The sequence below is a fragment of the Streptomyces mutomycini genome, from assembly GCF_001700505.1.
Lineage (GTDB): Bacteria > Actinomycetota > Actinomycetes > Streptomycetales > Streptomycetaceae > Streptomyces > Streptomyces mutomycini.
The window spans coordinates 26,996-42,061 of record NZ_MAPV01000011.1; the positions used below are offsets into that span (position 1 = coordinate 26,996).

Annotated in this window: 16 protein-coding genes; 10 read left to right on the top strand and 6 right to left on the bottom strand. The window is 71.2% G+C overall.

What is annotated here, in order from left to right:
- The first annotated feature begins 22 nt into the window (after nt 1–22).
- Nucleotides 23–1,495 (top strand): catalase, encoded by a 1,473-nt coding sequence (locus BFF76_RS00795; protein ID WP_031091272.1) that lies wholly within the window; start codon nt 23–25, stop codon nt 1,493–1,495.
- A 106-nt stretch (nt 1,496–1,601) separates the two neighbouring features.
- On the opposite strand, the gene BFF76_RS00800 is transcribed toward BFF76_RS00795, so the two are convergent.
- From BFF76_RS00800 to BFF76_RS00825, 6 genes are all read right to left on the bottom strand, one after another.
- A complete protein-coding gene (locus BFF76_RS00800) occupies nt 1,602–2,003 on the bottom strand; it encodes a CBS domain-containing protein (protein WP_053930446.1) in 402 nt (133 codons plus the stop codon).
- 151 nt (nt 2,004–2,154) lie between these two features.
- Nucleotides 2,155–2,958 (bottom strand): histidinol-phosphatase, encoded by an 804-nt coding sequence (hisN, locus tag BFF76_RS00805; protein ID WP_031091273.1) that lies wholly within the window; start codon nt 2,956–2,958, stop codon nt 2,155–2,157.
- Nucleotides 2,959–3,033: 75 nt separating this feature from the next.
- On the bottom strand, nt 3,034–3,357 hold the full coding sequence (locus tag BFF76_RS00810) for a DMT family transporter (RefSeq protein WP_031091275.1): 324 nt from the start codon (nt 3,355–3,357) through the stop codon (nt 3,034–3,036).
- Between the two features lie 128 nt (nt 3,358–3,485).
- A complete protein-coding gene (gene rsgA / locus BFF76_RS00815; protein ID WP_065846691.1) occupies nt 3,486–4,502 on the bottom strand; it encodes a ribosome small subunit-dependent GTPase A in 1,017 nt (338 codons plus the stop codon).
- A gap of 4 nt (nt 4,503–4,506) precedes the next feature.
- Complete coding sequence (aroA, locus tag BFF76_RS00820) at nt 4,507–5,886, bottom strand: 3-phosphoshikimate 1-carboxyvinyltransferase (protein ID WP_065846693.1); 1,380 nt, start codon at nt 5,884–5,886, stop codon at nt 4,507–4,509.
- 102 nt (nt 5,887–5,988) lie between these two features.
- Entirely contained in the window at nt 5,989–6,702 is a 714-nt protein-coding gene (locus BFF76_RS00825) for a M50 family metallopeptidase (protein WP_031091281.1), read from the bottom strand.
- Nucleotides 6,703–6,776: 74 nt separating this feature from the next.
- On the opposite strand from BFF76_RS00825, the gene BFF76_RS00830 reads away from it, so the two are divergent.
- The 9 genes from BFF76_RS00830 to BFF76_RS00870 all read left to right on the top strand — a co-directional run bounded on the left by BFF76_RS00830 (nt 6,777) and on the right by BFF76_RS00870 (nt 15,063).
- Nucleotides 6,777–7,592, top strand: a complete 816-nt coding sequence (locus tag BFF76_RS00830; RefSeq protein ID WP_031091282.1) for an SOS response-associated peptidase — start codon at nt 6,777–6,779, stop codon at nt 7,590–7,592.
- 9 nt (nt 7,593–7,601) lie between these two features.
- Nucleotides 7,602–8,264: an alpha/beta hydrolase family protein gene (locus tag BFF76_RS00835; protein ID WP_065846695.1), complete on the top strand. Its 663-nt coding sequence runs from the start codon at nt 7,602–7,604 to the stop codon at nt 8,262–8,264.
- A gap of 303 nt (nt 8,265–8,567) precedes the next feature.
- Nucleotides 8,568–9,224 (top strand): sigma-70 family RNA polymerase sigma factor, encoded by a 657-nt coding sequence (locus BFF76_RS00840; RefSeq protein WP_031091284.1) that lies wholly within the window; start codon nt 8,568–8,570, stop codon nt 9,222–9,224.
- Nucleotides 9,221–9,538 (top strand): mycothiol system anti-sigma-R factor, encoded by a 318-nt coding sequence (rsrA, locus tag BFF76_RS00845; RefSeq protein ID WP_031091286.1) that lies wholly within the window; start codon nt 9,221–9,223, stop codon nt 9,536–9,538. Before BFF76_RS00840 ends, rsrA begins: the two co-directional genes overlap by 4 nt.
- Nucleotides 9,539–9,707: 169 nt before the next feature.
- Nucleotides 9,708–11,096 (top strand): HD-GYP domain-containing protein, encoded by a 1,389-nt coding sequence (locus tag BFF76_RS00850; protein WP_053930451.1) that lies wholly within the window; start codon nt 9,708–9,710, stop codon nt 11,094–11,096.
- Nucleotides 11,093–12,340, top strand: a complete 1,248-nt coding sequence (locus BFF76_RS00855; protein ID WP_065846697.1) for an HD-GYP domain-containing protein — start codon at nt 11,093–11,095, stop codon at nt 12,338–12,340. The genes BFF76_RS00850 and BFF76_RS00855 overlap by 4 nt, the downstream gene beginning before the upstream one ends.
- Before the next feature lie 91 nt (nt 12,341–12,431).
- Nucleotides 12,432–13,424 carry a tetratricopeptide repeat protein gene (locus BFF76_RS00860; protein ID WP_031091292.1) on the top strand — a complete coding sequence of 331 codons (993 nt, stop codon included), beginning with the start codon at nt 12,432–12,434 and terminating at the stop codon, nt 13,422–13,424.
- Between the two features lie 81 nt (nt 13,425–13,505).
- Entirely contained in the window at nt 13,506–14,144 is a 639-nt protein-coding gene (def, locus tag BFF76_RS00865; RefSeq protein ID WP_031091293.1) for a peptide deformylase, read from the top strand.
- A 181-nt stretch (nt 14,145–14,325) separates the two neighbouring features.
- The gene (locus BFF76_RS00870) at nt 14,326–15,063 is read left to right on the top strand and encodes a D-Ala-D-Ala carboxypeptidase family metallohydrolase (protein WP_031091295.1); all 738 of its coding nucleotides are present in this window, start codon (nt 14,326–14,328) and stop codon (nt 15,061–15,063) included.
- Nucleotides 15,064–15,066: the final 3 nt, after the last annotated feature.

The window sequence follows — 15,066 nt, forward strand, 5'->3', positions numbered from 1 at the left end:
GGGACACATCGCTGTGCAGGACATGACGCAGGAGGCGCGCGTGACTCAGGGACCGCTCACCACGGAGGCCGGCGCTCCGGTGGCCGACAATCAGAACAGCGAGACCGCTGGCCCGGGTGGACCGGTTCTCGTCCAGGACCAGGCGCTTCTCGAGAAGCTCGCCCACTTCAACCGCGAGCGCATCCCGGAGCGCGTCGTGCACGCCCGCGGTGCCGGTGCGTACGGCACCTTCACGCTGACCCGTGACGTCTCGCAGTGGACCCGGGCGAAGTTCCTCTCGGAGGTCGGCAAGCAGACCGAGACGTTTCTGCGCTTCTCCACCGTGGCGGGCAACCTCGGCTCCGCCGACGCCGCGCGCGACCCTCGCGGCTGGGCGCTGAAGTTCTACACCGAGGAGGGCAACTACGACCTCGTCGGCAACAACACCCCGGTGTTCTTCATCAAGGACGCCATCAAGTTCCCCGACTTCATCCACACCCAGAAGCGCGACCCGTACACCGGCTCGCAGGAGGCGGACAACGTCTGGGACTTCTGGGGTCTGTCCCCCGAGTCCACGCACCAGGTGACCTGGCTGTTCGGTGACCGCGGCATCCCGGCCTCGTACCGTCACATGAACGGCTACGGCTCGCACACGTTCCAGTGGAACAACGAGGCCGGCGAGGTCTTCTGGGTCAAGTACCACTTCAAGACCGACCAGGGCATCGAGAACCTCACCACCGAGGAGGCCGTCCGCCTCTCCGGTGTGGACCCGGACAGCCACCAGCGTGACCTGCGCGAGTCCATCGAGCGCGGTGACTTCCCGTCCTGGACCGTGCAGGTCCAGATCATGCCGGCGGCCGAGGCGGCCACGTACCGCTTCAACCCGTTCGACCTCACCAAGGTGTGGCCGCACGAGGACTACCCGCCGATCGAGATCGGCAAGCTGGAGCTCAACCGCAACCCGGAGAACGTCTTCGCGGAGGTCGAGCAGTCGATCTTCAGTCCGGCGCACTTCGTGCCCGGCATCGGCCCGTCCCCGGACAAGATGCTCCAGGGCCGCCTCTTCGCGTACGGCGACGCCCACCGCTACCGCGTCGGCATCAACGCCGACCACCTGCCGGTGAACCGCCCGCACGCCACCGAGGCGCGCACCAACAGCCGTGACGGCTACCTGTACGACGGCCGCCACAAGGGTGCGAAGAACTACGAGCCGAACAGCTTCGGCGGCCCGGCCCAGACGGACCGGCCGCTCTGGGAGTCCGTACCCGTCACGGGCGGCACGGGCAACCACGAGGCGCCGCTCCACGCCGAGGACGACGACTTCGTCCAGGCCGGCAACCTCTACCGTCTGCTGTCCGAGGACGAGAAGGTCCGGCTGATCGACAACCTCGCCGGATTCATCTCCAAGGTCTCGCGCGACGACATCGCCGAGCGGGCGGTCAACAACTTCCGTCAGGCCGACGGAGACTTCGGCAAGCGGCTGGAGGCCGCGGTCCAGGCCCTGCGCGGCCTGTAGCCCTTGCCGACGGCGGTGGGCCGGATTCCCGGGGTGCTCCCGGGGGTCCGGCCCGCTGCCGTTCGCGGTGGGCCGGACGCACCCGGGGTGAAGGGGAGGGCCGGAGTCAGAGGGGCAGGTCCGCGGCATGTCTCCTGGCCGGCGCCCAGCACCTGATGATGTCGCGCACCGAGACGATGCCGACCGGACCGTCGCCGTCCAGCACGATCAGATGCCGGAAGCCGCCGTGCGTCATGGCCGCCGCCGCCTCATCGAGGGTCCAGGCGGGGGAGGCGAAGACCACGTCGGTGGTGGTGTGGGTGGAGGCGGTCTCGACGTCGGGGTCCAGCCCGGCGCCGACCGCGTCGAGGATGTCGCGCTCGGTGATGATGCCGAGGCCGCAGGTGTCCGGGTCGTGGACGACTGCGGCGCCGATGCGGCGGGCCGACATCAGCCGGGCCGCCTGACGGAGTGTGTGGGCCGGGCCGATGGTGAGGACCAGGGTGCTCATGGCGTCACGGACAAGCATCTGGGTAGCCGCCTCCTTCGGGAAGTGAGCTGTGGAGTCGCCTTCGTGAGGCGATTCACAAGTTCACAAGTGGGGGGACTCCCAGAGTCGCACCCAGGGGGGGTCTCAACAAGGGTGCGTGCGCCCGCCGTCGGTGGATACCCGGCTCAGATCACTCGTAGCGCTGGTTGAGATAGCCGAGCAGCTCGTGGTGCAGCAGCCCGTTGGACGCCGCCGCGTTGCCGCCGCCGGGGCCGGGCACCCCGTCCAGGCTGGTGAACCGCCCGCCGGCCTCCTGGACGATGATCGCGTTCGCCGCCATGTCCCACAGGGAGAGCTCCGGCTCCGCACAGATGTCCACCGAACCCTCGGCGACCATCATGTACGGCCAGAAGTCCCCGTACCCCCGGGTGCGCCAGCAGGCCCGCGTGAGGTCCATGAAGCCGTCGAGCCGGCCCTGCTCCTCCCAGCCGGTCATCGAGGCGTACGCGAACGAGGAGTCCTCGATCCGCTCGACCTTCGACACGTGCAGCCGCGACGCGGAGGTCAGACTGCGGCCGGAGAAGGCGCCGGCGCCCTTGGCTGCCCACCAGCGGCGGCTCAGCGCGGGGGCCGACACCACGCCGACCACCGGCTGGAAGCCGTTCTCGCCCGCTTCCATCAACGAGATCAGCGTCGCCCAGACGGGGACGCCCCGTACGTAGTTCTTGGTGCCGTCGATCGGATCGATGACCCAGCGCCGCGGACCCGTGCCCTCGATCCCGTACTCCTCGCCCAGGATCGCGTCGCGCGGGCGCGCCCGGTGCAGGTGCCCGCGGATGAGTTCCTCCGCGTGTTTGTCCGCCTCGCTCACCGGCGTCATGTCCGGCTTGGTCTCGACCTTGAGGTCCAGAGCCTTGAACCGGTCCATCGTCGCCGCGTCGGCGGCGTCCGCCAGTACGTGGGCGAGGCGCAGATCATCGTGGTAATCGGGCATGCCGTCACAGTATCCACAGCCACCCGCCCGGGCTACACGGACCCGTGCGGGGCGGCTTCCCGCCGGCCCCGGGGCTCAGTGCGCCGAACCGGACAGCTGCAGGCCGATCACTCCGACGATCACCAGCGAGATCGACACCAGTTTGAGCGTCGAGACCACGTCGTCCAGGAAGACCATCCCGTAGATCGCCGTACCCGCCGCCCCGATGCCCGTCCACACCGCGTACGCCGGGCCGACGTCGAGCTTCTTCAGGGCCAGCGTGAGGAGACCGAAGCTGCCGAGGGCGAACGCGCAGAACGCGACCGTCGGCCAGAGCCGGGTGAATCCGTGCGAGAGCTTCAGACACACGGCGAAGCCGGTCTCGAGCAGTCCGGCGACCACGACCAGCAACCACGCCATCGTCAGGTGCCTCCCACATAGGTGACGCTTCGTCTCGCTTGCGCGATTATGCCCTTACCGGCCGTGGGAGACCGCAAACGTGCGCGAGTCGGGCAGCCCGGTGTCCGTCGGTCCTGCCGTGCCGTGCCTCAGTCGCCCTCGCGCCGCTCACGGGTCGCGAGCAGCCTCCGCAGGGAGTCGAGCCGTGCCGGATCGGCGTGCCCCTCCGTGACCCACGGATCCAGGGCGCACTCCGGCTCCTGGCTGTCATGGGTGCAGCCACGCGGGCAGTTCTCCGTGCCCGGCTGGAGATCGGGAAAGGCGTTGATGACCCGCGAGGGATCGACGTGGTGCAGCCCGAACGACCGCACGCCCGGAGTGTCGACGACCCAGCCCCGGCCGTCCGGCAGAGGCAGTGCGAGCGCCGACGTGGTGGTGTGCCTGCCCCGCCCGGTGACGGCGTTGACCACCCCGGTCGTCCGGCGCCGGTCCTTGGGTACCAGGGCGTTGACCAGGGTCGTCTTGCCGACCCCGGAGTGGCCGACGAACGCGGTCACCCGGTCGTTCAGCAGCTCCCGCACCCGGTCGGCGGCGTCGCCGTTCTCCAGCTCCTCACGGCTGGTCACGACGTAGGGGACGCCCAGCGGGGTGTACGCCTCCAGGAGCTTGTCCGCCGAGGCCAGGTCCGACTTGGTCAGCACCAGGAGCGGGGTGAGCCCGCCGTCGTACGCCGCCACCAGGCAGCGGTCGATCATGCGCGGGCGGGGTTCGGGGTCGGCGAGCGCCGTGACCACGGCCAGCTGGTCGGCGTTGGCGACGACCACCCGCTCGAAGGGGTCGTCGTCGTCGGCCGTGCGGCGCAGCACCGACGTACGCGCGCTGATCCGCACGATGCGGGCCAGGGTGTCCTTGGCGCCGGAGAGATCACCCACCAGGGAGACCCGGTCGCCCACCACGGCGGCCTTGCGGCCCAGTTCGCGGGCCTTCATGGCCGTCACCGTGCGGTCGCCGACCAGACAGGTCAGCCGGCCCCGGTCGACGGTGAGGACCATGCCCTCCTGGGCGTCCTCGTGCTTGGGGCGGGTGTGCGTACGGGGCCGGTTGCCCTTGGGGTTGGGGCGGACGCGGATGTCGTCCTCGTCGGGGTTCTTCCCGTAGCGGCGCATGCCCTCAGACCCCGCGGCTTCCCGCCGGGGCGCCGAGCGCTCCGGGCGATACGCCGACGGCTCCCGAGGGCTCCCCGAGCATGCCGGTCCACATATCCGGGAAGTCCGGCAGGGTCTTGGCCGTCGTGCCGACGTTCTCGATCTCCACCCCCGCGACGGCGAGGCCGATGATCGCGCCCGCGGTGGCCATCCGGTGGTCGTCGTAGGTGTGGAAGGCGCCGCCGTGCAGCGGGCGGGGACGGATCCGCAGGCCGTCGGCGGTCTCCGAGACGTCGCCGCCGAGACCGTTGATCTCCTTGGTGAGCGCCGCCAGCCGGTCCGTCTCGTGCAGCCGCAGGTGGGCGACGCCGCTCAGGGTGGACGGGGAGTCGGCGAGGGCGGCGAGGGCCGCGATGCCGGGTGTCAGCTCACCGACCTCGCTCAGGTCCACGTCGATGCCGTGGACCGAGCCCGAGCCCGTGAAGGTGAGACCGTGCTCGGTCAGCTCGCACGCACCACCCATTGCGGTGAAGATCTCGCGCAGCGCGTCACCCGGCTGGGTGGTCCGCAGCGGCCAGTCGGGGACCGTGACCCGGCCACCGGTCACCAGCGCGGCGGCCAGGAAGGGCTGGGCGTTGGAGAGGTCGGGCTCGACGGTCAGGTCGCGGCCCAGCAGGGCGGAGGGGGAGACCCGCCAGACGTCGGGCTCGCCGCCCGACTCCGGCTCGTCGACCTGGGCCCCGACCGAGCGCAGCATGTCGACGGTCATCCGGATGTGCGGCATGGAGGGCAGGGCCGAGCCCGTGTGGCGCACCTCCACGCCCTGGTTGAACCGCGGCGCGGACAGCAGCAGCGCGGAGACGAACTGGGAGGACGAGGAGGCGTCGATGGCCACCGTGCCGCCGTCCAGTGCGCCCGCGCCGTGCACGGTCAGCGGCAGCGTCGCGCGGCCGTCGTCGTCGATCCGGGCGCCCAGGGACTTCAGCGCCCCGATCACACCGTGCAGCGGTCGCTCGTAGGACCGCGGATCACCGTCGAAGTGGACGGGGCCGTCCGCGAGGCAGGCCACGGGCGGCAGGAAACGCATCACCGTCCCCGCGTTGCCCACGTCCACCCGTGCGGGGCCGTGCAGACCGGCGGGGATGACCCGCCATGCCTCGCCCGAGCCGTCCGGGCCCACACCCTCCTCGATGCCGACGCCCATCGCGCGGAGCGCCTGGGCCATCAGCAGGGTGTCGCGGGAGCGCAGCGGGCGGCGCAGCCAGCCGGGCTCGGAGGACAGCGAGGCGAGGACGAGCGCGCGATTGGTGACCGACTTGGATCCGGGCACGGTGACGGTCGCGTCGACGGCCCCGGTCGCTCGGGGGGCGGGCCAGAGGGCGGGGTGCACGGAACTTTCGGTCATGCCCCTCACTTTAGTGGCTCACAGCAAACCCAGATCCTGAACAAAAAGGCCGAAACCGGGGCGTAATACAAAGGTGGTACGGGCGGGCCCGGTCACCCGCCCTCACAGCCCGAGGAGCCAGCGTCCGCCGCCGATCAGCGAGCAGAGCGACACCGCGTGGAAGAGGAAGAGCCAGATCGCGGCCGGCGCGTGCGTCAGCCGGGCGAGCTGGTCGGCGTCCGAGTCGGGGGCGCCGCCGTGCCTGCGCTTGGACTGGAGCTCGAACGCCGGGCGCACGCCGCCGAGCAGCAGGAACCAGACCACGGTGTACGCGAACGCCGACTGGACGTCGGCGGAGGTCAGCCAGGACACGAGCAGGAAGGCCGTCCCCGTGAGGATGACCGTCAGCGCCCCGTACAGATTGCGGATCATCACCAGCATCACCGCCAGGAGGGCGGTCGCCAGCCACAGCAGCAGGGTGATCCTGCCGTTGGTCAGCAGCCAGGCGCCGCCCAGCCCGAGCAGCGGCGGTGCCGTGTAGCCGGCCGCCGCGGTGAGGATCATGCCGGCGCCGGTGGGCTTGCCGCGGCTGACGGTCAGGCCGCTGGTGTCCGAGTGCAGCCGGATACCGGAGAGCTGCCGCCCCGTGAGCAGGGCGACAAGCCCGTGTCCTCCCTCGTGCGCGATGGTGATCGCGTTACGGGAGAGGCGCCATATGAGGTTCGGTACCACCGCGACGAGCGCCGCCGTGGCCGTGACGACCACCAGCCACTGCTCGGGGGCGGGCTGGGTTCCGAAGACGCGATCCCACAGATCGCCCAGTTCGGTGCTGTCCATGGTGCGGGCGGCTCCTTCAGGTCCTTGAGGGGATGGGGTCCACTCGGCCGGCGGGTCGTGGCAGTCTGGCACTTATGTGCGGACGGTATGCAGCGAGCCGGCGGCCGGAGGATCTGACCGGGCTTTTCGGCGTGGAGAAGTGGGAACCCACGGAGACCTTGGAGCCCGACTGGAACGTCGCGCCGACCAAGGAGGTCTACGCGGTTCTGGACCGTCCTGTGAAGGACGCAGACGATCAGCGTCCGGTTCGCCAGCTGCGCGCCCTGAAATGGGGACTCGTGCCGTCCTGGTCGAAGTCGCCGGAAGGGGGCGCCCGCATGATCAACGCCCGCGCGGAGACCGTCCACGAGAAGCCGTCCTTCCGCCGGCCCTTCGTGTCGAGGCGCTGCATCCTCCCGGCCGACGGCTACTACGAGTGGGTCACCGGCGCCGACGAGCGGCAGCTGGAGGAGAAGGGGAAGAAGAAGCGGCCCCGCAAACAGCCGTACTTCGTGACACCCGCGGACGGCTCGGTCTTCGCCATGGCCGGCCTGTACGAGTTCTGGCGCGACCGGACGCTGCCCGACGACCACCCGGGGGCCTGGTGGGTGACCTGCTCGGTGATCACCACCGAGGCGGAGACGGCCCCGCTCGCGGTGGCCCCCGCCGAGGGGCCCGCCTCGCTCTCCGACATCCACCCCCGGATGCCGCTGATGCTGACCCCGGACCGCTGGGACGACTGGCTCGACCCGTCGCACACCGGCATCGAGGAGCTGAGGGCGCTGCTGGAGCCGCCTCCAGGCGGGCTGATGCGGGCCTACCCGGTGGCGACGGCCGTCAGCAACGTCCGCAACAACGGCCCGGAACTCCTGGAGGAGCTGGCCGCGCCAGAGGTGAGCACGCTCTTCTGACCCGGCAGTATGGGGGCCGTGAGCCGTACTGCAGGGACAGCACAGCAGACCGAGAGCGTCGGCACGGATGCCGGAGAGGCCAGGATCACCTGGCTCCCCGCGAAGGGGGCGCGCCTGGTGCTCGCCGTCAGCCACGGCGCGGGCGGCGGCATCGAGGCACGTGACCTCCGGGCCCTGGCCGCCGTACTGCCGGGCCGCCGGGTGACCGTGGCCCTGGTCGAGCAGCCGTGGCGGGTGGCCGGGAAGAAGCTGGCTCCGGCGCCCCGGACCCTGGACACCGGCTGGCGGGGACTGTGGCCGGCGCTGACGGCCCCGGGGCTTCCGGTCGTCGCCGGTGGCCGCAGCGCGGGTGCCAGGGTGGCCTGCCGTACGGCGTCGGAACTCGGGGCCCGCGCGGTGCTCGCCCTGAGCTTCCCGCTGCATCCCCCCGGCAAGCCGGAGAAGTCCCGCGCCGGCGAACTGCTCGGCGCGGGCGTGCCCACCCTCGTGGTGCAGGGCGGCCGCGACCCCTTCGGGCGGCCGGAGGAGTTCCTTCCCGGAAGCCACCGCCTTGTAGAGGTGCCGTACGCGGATCATGGTTTCGCCGTGCCGAAGAAGGCACCACTGACCCAGGATCAGGCGATGGACCTCCTTGCCGGGGCGGTCGCCGAGTGGCTGGACGGACTCTCCTGACGACATGACCCCGGTCACGCTCCCCGCGCGCGGGCGCACCGGGAATGCGCCGTGCGGAGCGGCTGTTGTGGCTGGTGTCGGTACAACAACGTCGTACGTGAAGAGGGAGTCCGTCGCATGGGTTCGACCATCTGCCCGAAGCGCTCGAACGCCGCAGATCTGGAGTGGACCGTGCTGCATGCGGCGAGGAGCACCCCGGCGCGCGCTCCGGGCGGAGCCGATCGACAGCCCGCGAAGAAGCAAGGTCGACTATTCTCCGAGGCGAGCGGGTCCGGTCTCGGTTCCGCCACATCGTTGGAGGAGGTGGGTCCGGTCACTGGGACCGACACAGGGACCGACGACGGCCGCGCGCAGGAGACGACCGCCGAGCGCAACGCGCGCTTCGAGCGGGACGCCCTCGGATTCCTGGACCAGATGTACTCGGCCGCGCTCCGCATGACACGCAACCCAGCGGACGCCGAGGACCTGGTGCAGGAGACCTACGCCAAGGCGTACGGCTCCTTCCACCAGTTCCGTGAGGGCACGAACCTCAAGGCGTGGATGTACCGCATCCTCACCAACACCTTCATCAACTCGTACCGCAAGAAGCAGAGGGAACCCCAGCGCAGCGCCGCCGAGGAGATCGAGGACTGGCAGCTGGCGCGTGCGGAGTCGCACATGTCGACCGGTCTGCGCTCGGCGGAGTCCCAGGCGCTCGATCACCTGCCGGACTCCGACGTGAAGTCCGCGCTGCAGTCGATCCCCGAGGAGTTCCGCATCGCCGTGTATCTCGCCGATGTAGAGGGCTTTGCCTACAAGGAGATCGCGGACATCATGGGGACACCCATCGGTACGGTGATGTCCCGGCTGCACCGGGGACGCCGTCAGCTGCGCGGCATGCTGGAGGACTACGCGCGTGAGCGCGGGCTCGTCCCGGCCGGAGCCGGTGAGTCGGACGAAACGAAAGGCTCGGCCTCATGAGCTGCGGAGAGCCGCACGAGACGGACTGCTCAGAGGTTCTCGATCATCTCTACGAGTTTCTCGACCATGAGATGCCCGAGGGCGACTGCACCAAATTCGAGGTGCACTTCGAGGAGTGCTCCCCGTGCCTGGAGAAGTACGGCCTGGAGCAGGCCGTGAAGAAGCTGGTCAAGCGCTGCTGCGGACAGGACGACGTCCCCTCCGACCTGCGCTCGAAGGTGATGGGACGGATCGACCTGATCCGTTCGGGACAGGCCGTGCCCGAGCAGGACGTGACCATGGGCGGCGCGGACCGTCCGGCCGCCGCCGAGTGACCACCGCCGCGTGACCCCTGCCGCGTGACCGGCATCCGTCCGCGCGGCGGTTCGCCCCGCCCCCCGCTGTGTCACCCGAATGTGCTAATTCGGCTCGTTCGGGCCCCGACCGATTTCCCAGTCGCTAGCCTGGCGCCTCCATCGACCAGGCTGGGGGCGGGCGGTACGGGTGAGGGGCACACCGGGGGCAGCACGCGTCCATATCCTGTGCGCGGCGGTCTGTGCCGTACTCTGCGCCGCTCCCGCACTGTCCCCCGGGGCCGGCACCCCATGGGGCACGCTGGGCCTCCTGGCCGCGCTCTGCACGGCCTGTGAACTCCCCGGCCGCTGCCGCTTCTTCGGCAGGGCCGTGCCGGTCAGTGCCGGATCGTTCTTCCCCGTGCTGCTCACCGCCGCCTTCCTGCTGCCGCCGTCCGCCGCCGTCCTCGTCGCCGTACCCGGCGCACTCGCGGGCCGTGTGGACCGGCCGCCCGTCGCGGCCCGCCGCATCTGGCGGGCCGCCCAGCTCGCCCTGACCGTCGGTGCGGCCTCATGGACCTACGCGCTCCTCGGGGGACCGGCCACGCTCGGCGGCGCCGCGGAGGGCGCCGTTCCCGACCTCCCCTACGCCCTGGTCCCTGCCTGCGCCACGGCACTCGTCTTCAGCCTCGTGCTGGCGGCGACGGACGGCGGCATCCTCGTCACGGCCGAGCGCGTGGCCGTCCGGCACGCCTGGCGCGGGCTGCCGGCCGGTTCCGTGGGACCGCATCTGGTGCACGCGCTCGCGGGGCTGATGATGGCCGTCCTGTGGCGCAGTTCCTACGGCCCGCTGTCCGCGCTCGTCGTCCTGCTGCCGATGTACATCTCCTGCTGGGTCTTCGCGCAGTACCACCGCCGGCAGGCGGCACACCGCGCCACGATCAGGGCACTCGTCCAGGCCGTCGACATCAAGGACGGCTACACCCGTGGACACAGCGAGCGGGTGGGCCGCGCCTCCGAGCTGATCGCCCGTGAACTCGGCATGGAGGAGAGCCGGATGGAAGCCCTCCGCTTCGCCGGCATCCTGCACGACGTCGGCAAGCTGGGCGTCCCGACGAGGGTCCTGCGCAAGGACGGGCCCCTCACCCCCGAGGAGCGCCGGGTCATCGAGCTGCACCCGGAGTACGGCCACGAGATCGTCCGGGGCATCGGTTTCCTGGACGAGGCGCGCGAAGCGATCCTGCACCACCACGAGCGGCTCGACGGCAGCGGCTATCCGTACGGCCTCGCAGGCGACAGGATTCCCGAGTTCGCCCGTGTCGTCGCCGTCGCGGACGCCTTCGACGCGATGACCTCGACGCGCTCCTACCGCCGCGGACGGCCCGTTCCGGCGGCCGTGGAGGAGCTGCGGCGCTGCGCCGGCAGTCAGTTCGACCCGCGAATGGTACGAGCGCTTGCGCGCGCCCTGGACCGGCACGGCTGGTCCGCAGCGGCCAACACGGTCACCTCGGACGAGGAAGGGCCAGGACTGCCGGTGCAGCGGCCGGGATCCCTGCCGGCCGCCACAGGGTCCCCGGACCGGCCCGGACAGCAGCGGTGACCCCCGTCCGGACCCCGCCGGCCGTCCTCGCGGTACGTGGCGCCGCGCTCCTCCTCGCGGCGGTAGCCCTCGGGCACACCCTGTGGACCGGCGTCGTCGAGCCCGGGCACGCCCTCGCCTTCGGTGTGCTGGTCACCGTGGGCGAGCTGGCCCGCTGGGGCGCCCTGCCCGGTGAGCGCGAGCCCGCGCCGCTGGGGGCGGCCGGCGCACTCGCGTACGCGCTGCTCGGTCGCAGCGCCGGAGAGGACACCTCGCACGGCGTCCTCCAGGTGATCACGGTCGTCGTCGCGGCCCAGCTGCTCGCCTCCGTGCCGCACATGGCGCGCGGCAGCGGCCCCGGGCCCGACCAGGCGGCCCGCCGCGTGCTGACCGTGGCCTTCGCCGCCGTGTGCTTCCAGCCTCTCCATCATTCGGGCCGGTCGGAACGCTGGTTCGGGGAGGGGCCATACGTCACCCTCTTCCTGGTCGTGACCCTGGTGCTCACCGCACTCTGCGACGCAGTCCTCACCGCTCTGACGGCGGACACGTCCCGTCCGTACGGGCCGCAGCTCCGCGACGAGCTCCGCGCGCTCAGCGGCATCGGCTCGGCGGTCGGCGCGACCGGTGCCGTAATGGCGCTGGGGGTCGCCGTCGCCGGACTGTGGGCCCTGCCGGTCCTGTGTGTACCGCTGCTGCTCACCCAGGTGTCGTTCCGCCGCTACGCCGCCGTCCGTACGACGTACAGGCAGACCATCGCGTCGCTGGCCCGCTCCACGGAGATCGCGGGCTACACCCCGCACGGGCACGCCCGCAGAGTGGCGGAGCTCTCCACTGCCGTCGGGCGGGAGCTGGGGCTCGCCGGCCCCGAGCTGACCGTGCTGGAGTACGCGGCGCTGATGCACGACATCGGCCAGCTCTCGCTCGTCGACCCGGTGGCCGAGGGGGCGACCGCCGTCCTGCCGGCGGCGGAGCAGCGCCGGATCGCCCTGCTCGGCGGGGCGGTGGTCCGGCAGACCGGGGTGGATCCCGCGGTCGCCGTGGTGGTCGAGCAGCAGGCGGATCCGTACCGGGAACAGCAGACCGCCGCCAGGATCGTCCGTGCGGTCAACGCGTACGACGACCTGTGCGGGGAAGGCGTCAAGGGGCCCCTGGGGGCTCTGGAGCAGCTCAGGCTCGGCACCGGCAGCGACTACCAGCCACAGGTGGTGGAAGCACTGGCCAGAGTCCTGGCGCGGGGCGGTCTGACCCCGGCCGGGGCTGGGTAACCCATGGGTAATGAGCGGGCGTCCGGCCGGGCATGGTTGGATGCGAAGGAGAGCGGAAAACGAGGGTGTCCAGTCGGGACAGGCGGGAATCGTGAGGATCTTCGGGAAGGTACGGCATCGGCCGTCCGCCTCTTGGCGGCAGGCCACGGACCGCGCGTTCACGCTGATCGGCGACGGCCGGTACGAGGACGCGGGGGCCCTGCTGACGCGCGCGGCGGACCTTGAGCCCTGGCTCTCCGAGTCCTGGTTCAATCTCGCGCTGCTGCACAAGTTCCGGCACGACTGGGAACAGGCGAGGGCCGCGGGCCTGCGCGCCGTGGCGCTGCTCGACCGTGAGTCCGGGGCCCCGGACTGGTGGAACGTCGGGATCGCCGCCACCGCGCTGCAGGACTGGCCGCTTGCGCGCAGGGCCTGGCAGGCCTACGGGCTGAGAGTGCCGGGCAGTGGTCAGCACGGCGCGGCGGCGAACAGCGAGCCCACCGGCATGGAGCTGGGCAGCGCGGCCGTGCGGCTCTCGCCCGAGGGCGAGGCCGAGGTCGTGTGGGGCCGCAGGCTCGATCCGGCACGGCTGGAAGTGCTGTCGATCCCGCTGCCGTCCTCGGGGCGGCGCTGGGGAGAGGTCGTCCTGCACGACGGGGTGCCGAACGGCGAGAGGATCACGGCGGCCGGGCCGTCGTACCCGGTCTTCGACGAGATCGAGCTGTGGGCGCCTTCTCCCGTCCCCACCTGGGTGGTGCTCCTGGAGGCCGCCACCGAGTCGGACCGGGACGCGCTGGAGAAGCTCGCGTCCGATGCCGGATTCGCCGCCGAGGACTGGTCGTCCTCCGTGCGGCTGCTCTGCCGCGCCTGTTCGGAGAGCCGGATGGAGAGCGACGAGGGTGACGGCGAGCATCTGGACCCGCACGACCACAGCGAGCCGGGCCACCCAGGGCCACTGGGCCACCGCACCGCCGGTGACCTGTGGGTACCGGAGCGTGAGTGCGGCATAGCCGCCCCGCCCGGCCTGGTCCGCGGCCTGCTGGACGGCTGGGTGGCGGACAGCCCGGACAGCCGTGAGTGGCGGGATCTGGAAGAAGTCTGCTGACCGGTGCCCGTAGGCTGTACGGGCACCGATGCCGGTGCGGGTACTCACGGGTTCAGGTTTGCAGGAAGGCGTACGGCGGACATGTCGCAGCAGGAGACGGACGAGCAGACCGGTGTGGACGACGAGGGCTTCCTCGTGGACACCGAGGACTGCGAGGCGCGCGAGGCCGCGCACCGGGAGCGCGGCACCTCCCGCCCGGTCACGGTGGTCGGCAATCCGGTGCTGCACAAGGAGTGCAGGGACGTCACGGAGTTCGACGACGAGCTCGCGCGGCTGATCGACGACATGTTCGCCAGCCAGCGGACGGCGCAGGGCGTGGGCCTGGCCGCCAACCAGATCGGTGTGGACCTCAAGGTCTTCGTCTACGACTGCCCCGACGACGACGGGGTGCGGCACGTCGGCGCCATCTGCAACCCGGTGCTGGACGACCTCGCGCCGGAGCAGCGCAACCTCGACGACTCCAACGAGGGATGCCTGTCCGTGCCCACGGCATACGCCCCGCTCGCGCGTCCGGACTACGCCGTCGTGCGCGGTCAGGACGCCCGGGGCAACGCGGTGAAGGTGCGCGGCAGCGGCTACTTCGCGCGCTGCCTCCAGCACGAGACGGACCACCTGTACGGCTACCTGTACATCGACCGGCTCTCGAAGCGGGACCGCAAGGACGCGCTGAAGCAGATGGCGGAGGGCACCCCCCGCTACGAGGTCGTCCCGAACGACTGACCCGGCCACAGGGGAGGGGCCTCGCCGGCGGCGGGGCCCCTCCCCTGTGCCCCGGTGGTGCGGGCGAGCAAATGCCTCTTGGTCAACCAGCGTTTCAGCGGCGGTAGTTGACGCGCGTCGACCCGTCCGCCAGGCTCGTCCTCACGCCTCACCTCTACGCCTCACCGTGCAGGGAGATCCCATGCTCAGACGTACCGCACATCTGTTGCTCGGCCTTGTCATGACCATGGCCTTCGCCATCGGCGGTGCCGTCGTCACCGCCGGCACCGCGCAGGCCGACGGCTGTTACACCTGGAGCCGCACCCTGTCGCCCGGCGCCACCGGCGCCGACGTCACCCAGCTCCAGATCCGGGTGGCCGGCTATCCGGGATACAACTCCGTACTGGCCATCGACGGCTCGTACGGCCCCGCCACCACGGCAGCGGTCAAGCGCTTCCAGTCCGCCTACGGCCTCGCCGCGGACGGTGTCGCCGGACCGGCCACGCAGTCCAAGCTCTACGCGCTGCAGGACGACGACTGCACGCCGATCCACTTCACCTACCCCGAGCTCAACCAGTGCAACAGCACCTGGGCGGGCGGAGCGGTCGCCGCGGGCACGGCCAAGGCCAACGCCCTGAGCAGCATGTGGAAGCTGGAGGCCCTGCGGCACGCGCTCGGCGACCAGTCCATCCGGGTCACCAGTGGCTTCCGGTCCTACTCCTGCAACTCCGCGGTCGGCGGGGCGTCGAACAGCCGTCATCTGTACGGTGACGCGGTCGATCTCGGTTCCGGTCCGCACTCGCTGTGCACCATCGCCAAGCAGGCCCGGTACCACGGGTTCAACGGGATCCTCGGCCCGGGGTACCCCGGTCACAGCGACCACATCCACGTGAACCAGGGCCCGAACCACTTCTGGTCGGCCTCCGGCTGCGGCATCTGACGG

Excerpts from the sequence above, each read along its gene's own strand:
- BFF76_RS00835 (WP_065846695.1), top strand. The coding sequence starts at position 7,602 with ATGGGGGCCGTGAGCCGTACTGCAGGGACAGCACAGCAGACCGAGAGC.
- BFF76_RS00800 (WP_053930446.1), bottom strand. The coding sequence starts at position 2,003 with ATGCTTGTCCGTGACGCCATGAGCACCCTGGTCCTCACCATCGGCCCG.
- hisN (WP_031091273.1), bottom strand. The coding sequence starts at position 2,958 with ATGCCCGATTACCACGATGATCTGCGCCTCGCCCACGTACTGGCGGAC.
- rsgA (WP_065846691.1), bottom strand. The coding sequence starts at position 4,502 with ATGCGCCGCTACGGGAAGAACCCCGACGAGGACGACATCCGCGTCCGC.
- aroA (WP_065846693.1), bottom strand. The coding sequence starts at position 5,886 with ATGACCGAAAGTTCCGTGCACCCCGCCCTCTGGCCCGCCCCCCGAGCG.
- BFF76_RS00830 (WP_031091282.1), top strand. The coding sequence starts at position 6,777 with ATGTGCGGACGGTATGCAGCGAGCCGGCGGCCGGAGGATCTGACCGGG.
- BFF76_RS00825 (WP_031091281.1), bottom strand. The coding sequence starts at position 6,702 with ATGGACAGCACCGAACTGGGCGATCTGTGGGATCGCGTCTTCGGAACC.
- def (WP_031091293.1), top strand. The coding sequence starts at position 13,506 with ATGTCGCAGCAGGAGACGGACGAGCAGACCGGTGTGGACGACGAGGGC.
- rsrA (WP_031091286.1), top strand. The coding sequence starts at position 9,221 with ATGAGCTGCGGAGAGCCGCACGAGACGGACTGCTCAGAGGTTCTCGAT.
- BFF76_RS00795 (WP_031091272.1), top strand. The coding sequence starts at position 23 with ATGACGCAGGAGGCGCGCGTGACTCAGGGACCGCTCACCACGGAGGCC.
- BFF76_RS00870 (WP_031091295.1), top strand. The coding sequence starts at position 14,326 with ATGCTCAGACGTACCGCACATCTGTTGCTCGGCCTTGTCATGACCATG.
- BFF76_RS00810 (WP_031091275.1), bottom strand. The coding sequence starts at position 3,357 with ATGGCGTGGTTGCTGGTCGTGGTCGCCGGACTGCTCGAGACCGGCTTC.